The sequence below is a fragment of the Frankia sp. CeTa3Moorea genome (assembly GCF_978021225.1).
Genome location: NZ_CDXDOR010000001.1, coordinates 83,014 through 91,806 on the forward strand (window position 1 = coordinate 83,014; position 8,793 = coordinate 91,806).

At 71.6% G+C, this 8,793-nt stretch carries 4 protein-coding genes and 1 pseudogene; all 5 read left to right on the forward strand.

What is annotated here, in order from left to right; translation table 11 throughout:
• Nucleotides 1-85: 85 nt before the first annotated feature.
• The gene (locus AC08OV_RS00395) at nucleotides 86-2,779 is read left to right on the forward strand and encodes a DUF6049 family protein (protein ID WP_476619116.1); all 2,694 of its coding nucleotides are present in this window, start codon (nucleotides 86-88) and stop codon (nucleotides 2,777-2,779) included.
• A 776-nt stretch (nucleotides 2,780-3,555) separates the two neighbouring features.
• Nucleotides 3,556-5,367 (forward strand): murein biosynthesis integral membrane protein MurJ, encoded by a 1,812-nt coding sequence (murJ, locus tag AC08OV_RS00400; RefSeq protein WP_476619117.1) that lies wholly within the window; start codon nucleotides 3,556-3,558, stop codon nucleotides 5,365-5,367.
• Nucleotides 5,368-5,772: 405 nt separating this feature from the next.
• Complete coding sequence (locus AC08OV_RS00405) at nucleotides 5,773-7,797, forward strand: protein kinase family protein (protein ID WP_476615593.1); 2,025 nt, start codon at nucleotides 5,773-5,775, stop codon at nucleotides 7,795-7,797.
• A gap of 109 nt (nucleotides 7,798-7,906) precedes the next feature.
• On the forward strand, nucleotides 7,907-8,332 hold the full coding sequence (locus AC08OV_RS00410; protein ID WP_476615592.1) for a sigma factor-like helix-turn-helix DNA-binding protein: 426 nt from the start codon (nucleotides 7,907-7,909) through the stop codon (nucleotides 8,330-8,332).
• Nucleotides 8,322-8,793, forward strand: a pseudogene (locus AC08OV_RS00415) (hypothetical protein); the annotation flags it as partial. The gene AC08OV_RS00410 and the pseudogene AC08OV_RS00415, both read left to right, overlap by 11 nt.

The following is an 8,793-nucleotide window of genomic DNA, read 5'->3' on the forward strand; positions in this document are numbered from 1 at the left end:
GAAGGGCCCAGCGGAATCAAGCCGTAACCCCGGCGTCCCGGACAGGCGGGCCGGCTGGTCGCCGGGGGACTCGTACGATCAACCCATGCCGCCGCCGATCTCCACCACCGGTCGCGCGCCGTTGCGCCGGGCGGCGATACTCGCGGCGCTAGCCCTGTTCGCCGTGGCCGTGCCCGGGTTCTGCGCGGCTTCGGCCTCGGCTTCGGCCTCGGCTTCGACCCCCGCGCCGGCCGGGGGAGTCCTCGTCGAACCGGTTACCCACCACAGTTCATCCACGGGAACACCACGGTCTTCCACATCTTCATCCACCGACAAATCAGATAATTCGCTATCTATCACTCCGGGTGGCACGGCAGCCAGACCCGGCGGTCCGCCGAATCCGGTGACGATCGATCTGGATGAGGTGAGTCCCCCCACCCCGGGGGGCTCGACCATGCTCTCCGTCAGCGGCCAGCTCATCACCACGGTCGGGGAGCCGCTGGCCCACCTCTCCATGAGCCTGTGGATCGGCGCCAGGGTGACCTCACGCGGGCAGCTGGCCACTCTGACCGATGACCCGGCCGCGGCGAGAACACGCAGCTACCGCCAGGTGGTCCTCGCGAACGGCGACGGCACCCAACCGCTGGCCGCCCCGCCCACCCAGGGTGCCGCGCCCGTGCCCTTCCGGATCGCCGCCGATCGCGCCGCGCTGGACCTGCCGCCGAGCCTGGGGGTGTACCCGGTCCAGCTACGGGTCACCGGCTCCGTCGGGGGCCGCGCCGTGGCACCGATCGGCGCGGCCTACACCTTCCTGGTCTGGGCGCCGAACCCACAGCAGCCGAGGACACCGGTCGCCGCGGTCCTGCCGATCGCAGATCAGCCGCGCCTGCGCTCGGACGGCCGGCTGACCGACAACGCGCTCGCGGACGAGGTGAAGCCGGGCGGCCGGCTGTCCCGGCTACTGACCGCCGCCACGCCGCCGGTCACGCTCGCCGTCGATCCGACCCTGGTGCAGGCGCTGACCATCATGGCGCAGCCGGGCGGCTACGACTACGCCACCCCGGGCGGGCCCGTTCATGCGCAGACGGACGCCAACGCCGCCCTTTTCCTCTCCGACATCGTGCGCTTCGCCGAGCAGGGAGGCGTGGTGTTCGCACTGCCCTACGGAGATGCCGATCTGACCGCGCTCGTCCGCGCCCGGAAGCTGGACACGGTGAAGTACGCCGTCAAGACTGGCGAAGTTGTGCTGGCCCACCTGTTGGGGCGTGACCCCCTGCAGAAGGGCACCATCGCCTATCCCGCCGACGGGTCGGCGGACGCCACCACCGTGGACATACTGCGCCAGCTGGAGGTCGGGACCGTGATCCTCGATGACCAGCTGCTACCCTCCGCAGCGAAGATCACCTACACCCCGTCGGCGACCGTCAGCCTCGCCACCTCGGCCGGACCGATCCAGGCGCTCGCGGCCGACAGCCGGCTCACCAGGATCGCAACCGCCTACACCGGGCTGCCCGACGGTCCCGGCTTCGGGACGGCCCTGGCACGCCTGCGGGCCGAGCTCGGCATGATCACCGCCGAACGGCCCGAGCAACGGTTCCAGGTCCTGGCGCTGCCCCGGGACTGGGACCCGCCGAGCGACTGGGCACGGTCGGTACTCGACACCCTCACCAGCGGCTACTCCACCTCGGTGGGACTCGACGCAGGTGTCGGGGGCCAGAGCCGGCCGGACGACCGGCCGGGCCGGCTTGTCTACCCGGCCGAGGCACAGGCCCGCGAGCTGCCGGCCGACTACCTCACCGCCGTCGAGGACGTCCTTGACGAGGTGCAGGCCCTGAGCCCCGTGCTGTGCCCGCCCAGGCGCGGCCCCAGGTGCCAGCTGCAGCTCCTCAACCCGATGAAGAACACACTTGTCACGGCGACCTCCGCCGCGTGGCGGGGAGACCGCAGGGTTGACGGTGTGTCGTTGAGCCAGCAGGTGGACGGGGAGGCGTCCGCGATCCGCAACGGAATCCAGGTGGTGGCCTCCCGCAGCGTCAACCTGACGAGCAGACGTGGGCTGGTCCCGATCACCCTGGAGAACAACACCCAGTACGAGGTCACTGTGGTGCTCGCCTTCTCGTCGACCGACCGGTCCCGGCTGCGCTCGCCGGCCCGGCAGACACTCCGCCTTCCCCCAGGGCAGAAGGCTCAGGTCGAGATCGAGATGGAGGCCGAGGGTGCGGGGACGTTTCCCCTCGAGATCCGCAAACTCAACCTCGACGGGCAGGCGCTGTCCACGGAGCCACCGAACCGGGTTCTCGTCCGATCCACCGTCTACGGCGCCGTCGCGACCGCGATCACCATCGGTGCCGTCGGCGTGCTGCTCCTGGCGGTCGTCATCCGCCTGGCGCGACGGCTGCGGGCCCGCCTGCGGGGGGCCAAGGACGACCTGGGCGGGCCGGCGGGCCCGCACGAGGCGGCGACCGGGCCGGCGGGCCCGCTCCACCCGGCTGCCCCGCTCTACCCGCTCTACCCGGTGGACCCGGTGGACCCGGTGGACCCGGTGGACCCAGTGGACCCAGTGGGCCCGGTGAACCAGGTCGATCCGGTCACCCCGGCCGCCTCGGTCTCGACCCGGCATAGTGGCGACGACAAGCGCGAAGCCGCCACCTCGACTACGACGACGCCGGTGGTGCGGACGGCCATCCGGCGCTATGAAGGCCAGGACCGAGGCACCCTTCGCCACGGCCTCGACAGCCAGGAGGACACCGACGACTCGGCGGCCACAGCTCCCTTCCGACGGCGACGGAGCGGCCCATGACGCCGGTCGAGGAGGAAGGCCGGCCGGGGGCCCGGCATCGCAGGGGTGGTACCGGCCCCCGGCGTGATCGCGGTACCGGCCCCGGCGATGGACCGTCGGACCGGGACCCACGCGACGCCGGGTATTCCGGGCAGATCCGTCCGGAGCAGCCAGATCCGGACCGGGGACTCGCGCGCCGGCCCCGGTACTCCGAACGGGACCGTCCGAAGCGGGACCATCCGGTTGACCCGGACGGACGCCGTGGCGCGCCACGGTTCGACACGCCGCGGTTCGACACGCCGCGCCATGAAGACCGGCGGCAGGGCGACCCGCGGTACGACGGCGCGCGCTATGACGGCGGCCCGCGCCACCCGGACCCGCACCACGACGATCCCGCGAGCCCCCGTGACAAGCGGTATCCGCGATCCGCAGACCGCCTCCCCGGTCCCGACGCTCCGCGCATGACCGCCGGCGAGCAGACCCGGAAGCTTCCCGCCACATCGGGCCCACCGCCGCCTCCCCATGTGCTGCCTCCGTCGGAAGGAGGTCCGCCGCCGGGGCCACGCGTACCGGAACGATCGCAACGCAGCACCCCGCCGCTGGACGACGGGCGGACGAGCCGGCTGCCGACCCCGCCCGGGGTCGGCCCCGTCATCCCCATCGGACGATCCTCATGGCGGGACACCCCAGACCGCCCAGACCGTGCAGCGCGTCCGGAGCGACGCACCCGAGCCGACCGTTCCCGTCGGGACGGCGACGATCGCCGTCGTCCGTCCTTGAGCGAGTCCAAGCCGACGGTGGCACTTCCTCGCAGCAACGTCCGCCGCATCCCCCCCGAACCGGCCCGACGAGACACCGGCACGGCGCCGCACAGCAGCGCAACGGCACAGCACGGCAGCGCAACGGCACAGCACGGCAGCGCAACGGCACAGCACGGCAGCGCAACCAGGCAGGCCGGCGGGCCGGCGAAGGCCGGGCCCGGCCTCGGCCGGGCCAGTGGAACCATGGCGATCGGCACGATCGTCTCCCGGGCATCCGGGTTCCTGCGGACCGTCGCGATCGCTGCGGCGATCGGGACCGGTGCGGTGAGCCAGGCCTACAACGTCGCCAACACCACGCCGAACATCCTCTACGACCTGCTCCTCGGCGGCGTCCTCACGAGCGTCGTGGTGCCGGTCATGGTCCGCACCGCGAAGGAGGATCCCGACGGGGGGAACGCGTTCGCGTCGTCGCTGCTCACACTCATGATCCTCGGCCTCGGGGTCGTCGTGGCAGTGGGCATGCTGATCGCCCCGTGGATCATCAGCCTCTACCTGCACGCCGGCTCCGACGAGCGGGCGCTCGCCGCCACGATGCTGCGGTGGTTCCTGCCGCAGATCATCTTCTACGGGGTAGGCGCGACGATCGGGGCGATCCTCAACGTCAGACAGTCGTTCACCGCGCCCATGTTCGCCCCGATCCTGAACAACCTGCTGGTCATCGTCACCTGTCTGAGCTTCACCTATTTCATCGCGGGTCCGCGCCCGCCGGGTGTGGACGGGCCGAAGGCCATCACCGACACCCAGGTGACGGTGCTCTCCGCCGGGACGACCCTGGGCGTCGTCGTCATGACCCTCGCGCTGCTCCCCTCGCTGCGCAAGGTCGGTTTCCGCTACCGGCCGCGGTTGGACATGCGGCATCCCGAACTGCGCTCGACGGCTCGGCTGGCGGGGTGGACGCTGCTGTTCGTCGTGATCAGCCAGGCCGGCTACCTGGTGATCGTCAACCTGTCGACGGCGACGACCGCCTACACGATCTACACGTACGGATACCAGATCTTCCAGCTCCCGTACGCCATCATCGGCGTCTCGGTCATCACCGCACTGTTGCCGAGGATGAGCGGGCACGCCGCCCAGGGGCGCAGGGACCTGGTGCGGGCCGACATCTCGATGGCGACCCGGGTCACGATCACCGCGATCGTGCCCGCCGCCCTGTTCATCCTCGCCCTGGGCCGGCCGATCGCCGTCGCCGTGTTCCATCACGGCGCGACCGGCTACGGCGACGCTATGGACATCGGCGACACCCTCAGCGCCTTCGCCCTGGCCCTCGTGCCGTTCTCCCTGTTCCAGGTACAGCTACGGGTGTTCTACGCCTACCAAGACAGTCGCACCCCGGCACTGGTCAACATCGGGGTCGTGGCGGTGAACGTCATCGGTGCTCTGGTCCTCACCGTGGTCGTGCCCGAGGAGCACCGGGCCGTCGCGCTGGCGCTCTCCTTCGCCACCGCCTACCTGATGGGCCTCGCGGCGACGAGCACCCTGTTGCACCGGCGGCTCGGGGGAATCGATGGCAATCGCACCGTGCAGGTCATCACCCGGGTCGCGATCGCGGCCGGGATCGGCGCCGTCCTCGCGTCGCTGCTCGCCCGAGGTGCCCGCGCGGTCGTGGGTGAGGGGTGGCTTGGTTCCGGGGTCGCGGTGGTGCTCGCCGCGGCCGTGGGAGGCGGGCTCTTCCTCGCGGTCGCCACCCGGATGGGGATACACGAGATCAACGCCCTGCTGGCGGAGGTGAACGGACGACTCGGCGGCCGGCTGTCCCGACGGCCGGGGCGATCATCGCAACGCGGCTGACCGGCAGTGATGGCACCTAGGGGCCAGCCGAGCCGATCCCGCCGGCACCAGAAAGATCCTTGTCGTCGTTACTCCCGAGGCATCCTCGCACGTCACCGAAAGAATCGGCTCGCCGATCGTCACAGTCGGTACACATGGGCGGGTTGTCCCAAGACATTCGCGAGATCCTTCTGACCTCCTCGTACACTGGACACGCTGTGCGCGGGCCCCACCCAACGCCGCCGGTAAACCAGGCGCAGCCTCCCGCTCGTCGCTTCGTTCATCGAGGCGGCTGGTCAGAGCGACGGAGGGTACCCGGGGTGTCCGCCTACGGTGGCGGCACGCTGGGCGGAACCCCTGCCCGGGTGAGGTAGGGAAGCCCGACGGCGGATTGTGGACGCCGGGCCCGTGGACGACGGAGGCGCTGTGGTCGACGGAAGCAACCGACCGCAGGCCGGGAACGTCGATAACGACGTGAACCCGAACGCGCCCGGAGTCCGGGGTGCGACGCCGCGCTCCGGCACCGCCATCCTCGCCGAGTCCGTGCTCGACCGCCGCTACCGTCTGCTCTCCGCGTTGACGACCCGTGGGCCCGTCACCCTCTGGCGAGGCGACGACAAGGTGCTCGCCCGACCGGTGGCAGTGCGCATCGTCGAGCACGGCCCCGCGTCTGCGGGCGGCGGCGGGCCGGCCACGGATCCGGAGCAGGAGCAGGCGGCCCGCCGGCTTCTCACCGCAGCGATCAATTCCGGTCGGCTGGTGCATCCCGGCGCCGCCTCGACCTACGACGCCACCACTACCACGGCCGAGTCCCGACGCATCTCCTACGTCGTCTCGGAATGGGTGGACGGCAAGACGCTGCGTCAGCTTTCCACCGACGGGCCGCTACGCCCGGAGCAGGCCGGCGCCGTGGTGCTCGCCGCGGCCCGAGTCATCGCCGCGGCACACGAGCGCGGCATCCATCACGGTGACCTGAACCCCGGTGACGTCATCGTCTCCAGCCACGGCACCGTCAAGGTCATTGACCTGGAGATCGGCGGGGTGCTCGCGGAACTCGACGGTTCCCTCCCCGCGACGGAGCTCGACGGGCACGGCAACCAGCCCGACCAGAGTGGGATCGGCGGGGACGACGGTTCCGGCCCAGGCACGGCCGACCGCGCAGGCGGCGGCCCCGACGCCACGGCGGTGAATCCCGACCTGATCGCCGCGGCCGACGTCCGGGCGCTCGGTGGCCTGCTGTATGCCGGGCTCACCGGTTACTGGCCCCTCGGCGGGGACCGCGGTCTGCCCACCGCACCCACCTCGGGCGGCCGGCTGCGGACTCCCCGACAGGTCGCCTCGTCAGTTCCGCGTGATCTCGACGCCATCACCATGGCCACCCTCGGCGACGATCGGGTCGGGGCGCCCATCACCACGGCGGCCGACCTGGTCGAAGAGCTGGAGTCGATCAACCCGGTGGACGCCGTGCTCGACACCGGGTTGATGAGCCTCGGTGACGCCCCGCCCAGCACCGAGGCGATGGACGTGGACACCTTCGCATCCTCGGACTACCTCGCGCCGGGGGATTACCCGGCGCAGGGCCGCTATGCCGACACCGCCGGCTACCCCGGCCCCGGCCGGGACGCCCGGTACGACACCCGGGTGGAAGGCCCCCACGGGTCCCGCGGCGGCGGGACCGGCTACGGCCGCAGCGGGTACGACGACCGCAGCGGGTACGACGACCGCAGCGGGTACGACGACCGCAGCGGGTACGACGACCGCAGCTATCCAGCCGGAGGTGGCGGTTACCCGGCGGGATCCGACCGCTACCCGCCTGGTTCCGGCCCGAGGCGCCGTGGCGGGCCGTCGCTGGGACGGGCCGTGCCGTGGATCGCTCTGGTGGTGGTCGTCGCAATCGCGGTGGTCGCCGTAATCACCCTGCGTAGCAACGGCGAAAAGAATAACGCTGCCAACCCCGGCACCCCGACCACGGTGCCGGCGACCCCCACCGGAACCATCCTCAAGCCAAGCAGCACGGACTCCTTCGACCCGCTCGCACCTTCGGGTGAACCCAAGACCGAGAAACCGGCGGATGTCGGCAAGGCGTTCGACGGGAACACGTCGACGGAGTGGACGACGAGCAACTACACCAGCGCGACGTTCGGCAACCTCAAGCCGGGTGTCGGGCTGCGCATGGCGTTTCCGCAAAAGATCCTGCCCACCTCGGCCACCGTGACGGTCGGCAGCCTGGGTCCGGTGTCGTTCGAGCTGCGCAGCGGCGACAGGCTGTCGGAGTCGCTCGACGGCTTCGACCGCGTGGTCGCCCAGAAGTCGGGCGCCAGCGGCACGGTGGTCCTGCCGATGTCGTCGGACGTGAACCCCTCGCAGTACTGGGTGCTGTGGCTGACCTCGCTGCCGTCGAACGCCGGGCAGTACCGCGGGTCGATCGCGGAGATCACGTTCCGGTCCTGACGGGAGGACGGTGAGAGGACGGTGAGAGTCGGTCCACCCGCCGAAGTCCTGGTGGCCGCCCCGACGCCGAGCTGGGCTGCGCCGCCGTACCGCCCGCCCGACGGTGCCCATGACGACTACCCCGAAAGGCCATATTCGTGATCCGGTCAATCCCCGCGGGTGCGTCGCCGAGCATGACCTGCACCTGGACGTCGAGGAGGCGCTGGGCTGGCTGACGCCCGGGTTGCGGACCGCCGTGGTGCTGGTGGACGTGGCAGGACGACCCGTCGCCGAGGCGGCGGGGCTGCTGGGAGTTCCGGTCGGGACGGTGAAAAGCCGGCGTTCGCGCGGTCGCGCGCAGCTCGCCGTCCTGATGGGTCCCCCGGCCAGGGAACCCGGCGGCTTCGCCCGCCGTCTCAGAAGGAAGACACCAGGATGCGGCGGGCTCACCGGGGCAGCAGCCCGTTACCGGAGGTCGGCCCATCGGCCGCGGCCCCGCGGGCGCGGCCGACGCCATCCGGATCTGCCGAAGGAGGTGATCAGCAATGGCGACTGAGCCTGCGGGGGACCGACGCCGACCGGCGGCTCCCTCCGATCCCTTCCCGGCGGGTCGCCGCTTGCGCGCGCACGTGCATCACCCGGACGCCGAGCTGCTGGACGCCTTCGCGGACGGAGAGCCGCTCCCCCGCTCCGTCCGCGAGCATATCGAGGGCTGCGTCTCATGCCAGGAGTCGATGGTCGCCCTCCGCAGGGTCCGTACGGACCTCTCCCGCTTGGCGGCCCTGACGATGCCCGGCGAGGTGGCCGAACGCCTCCAGGCTGCGCTGGCGGCCCACGCGCCTGCTCCCTCTCGGCCGGGACCGGGCCGGAACCCGGCCGCGCCGACCGGTCCGGGGCCCGCGAGCTCCGGCTTCGCCGGCACCACGGGAGCCGCCGGGGCCAGCGGCACGGAACCCCTCGTGGGGGATACCGAGGCGGTCCACACCGAGGCCGTCCACACCGATACAGGGGATGGCC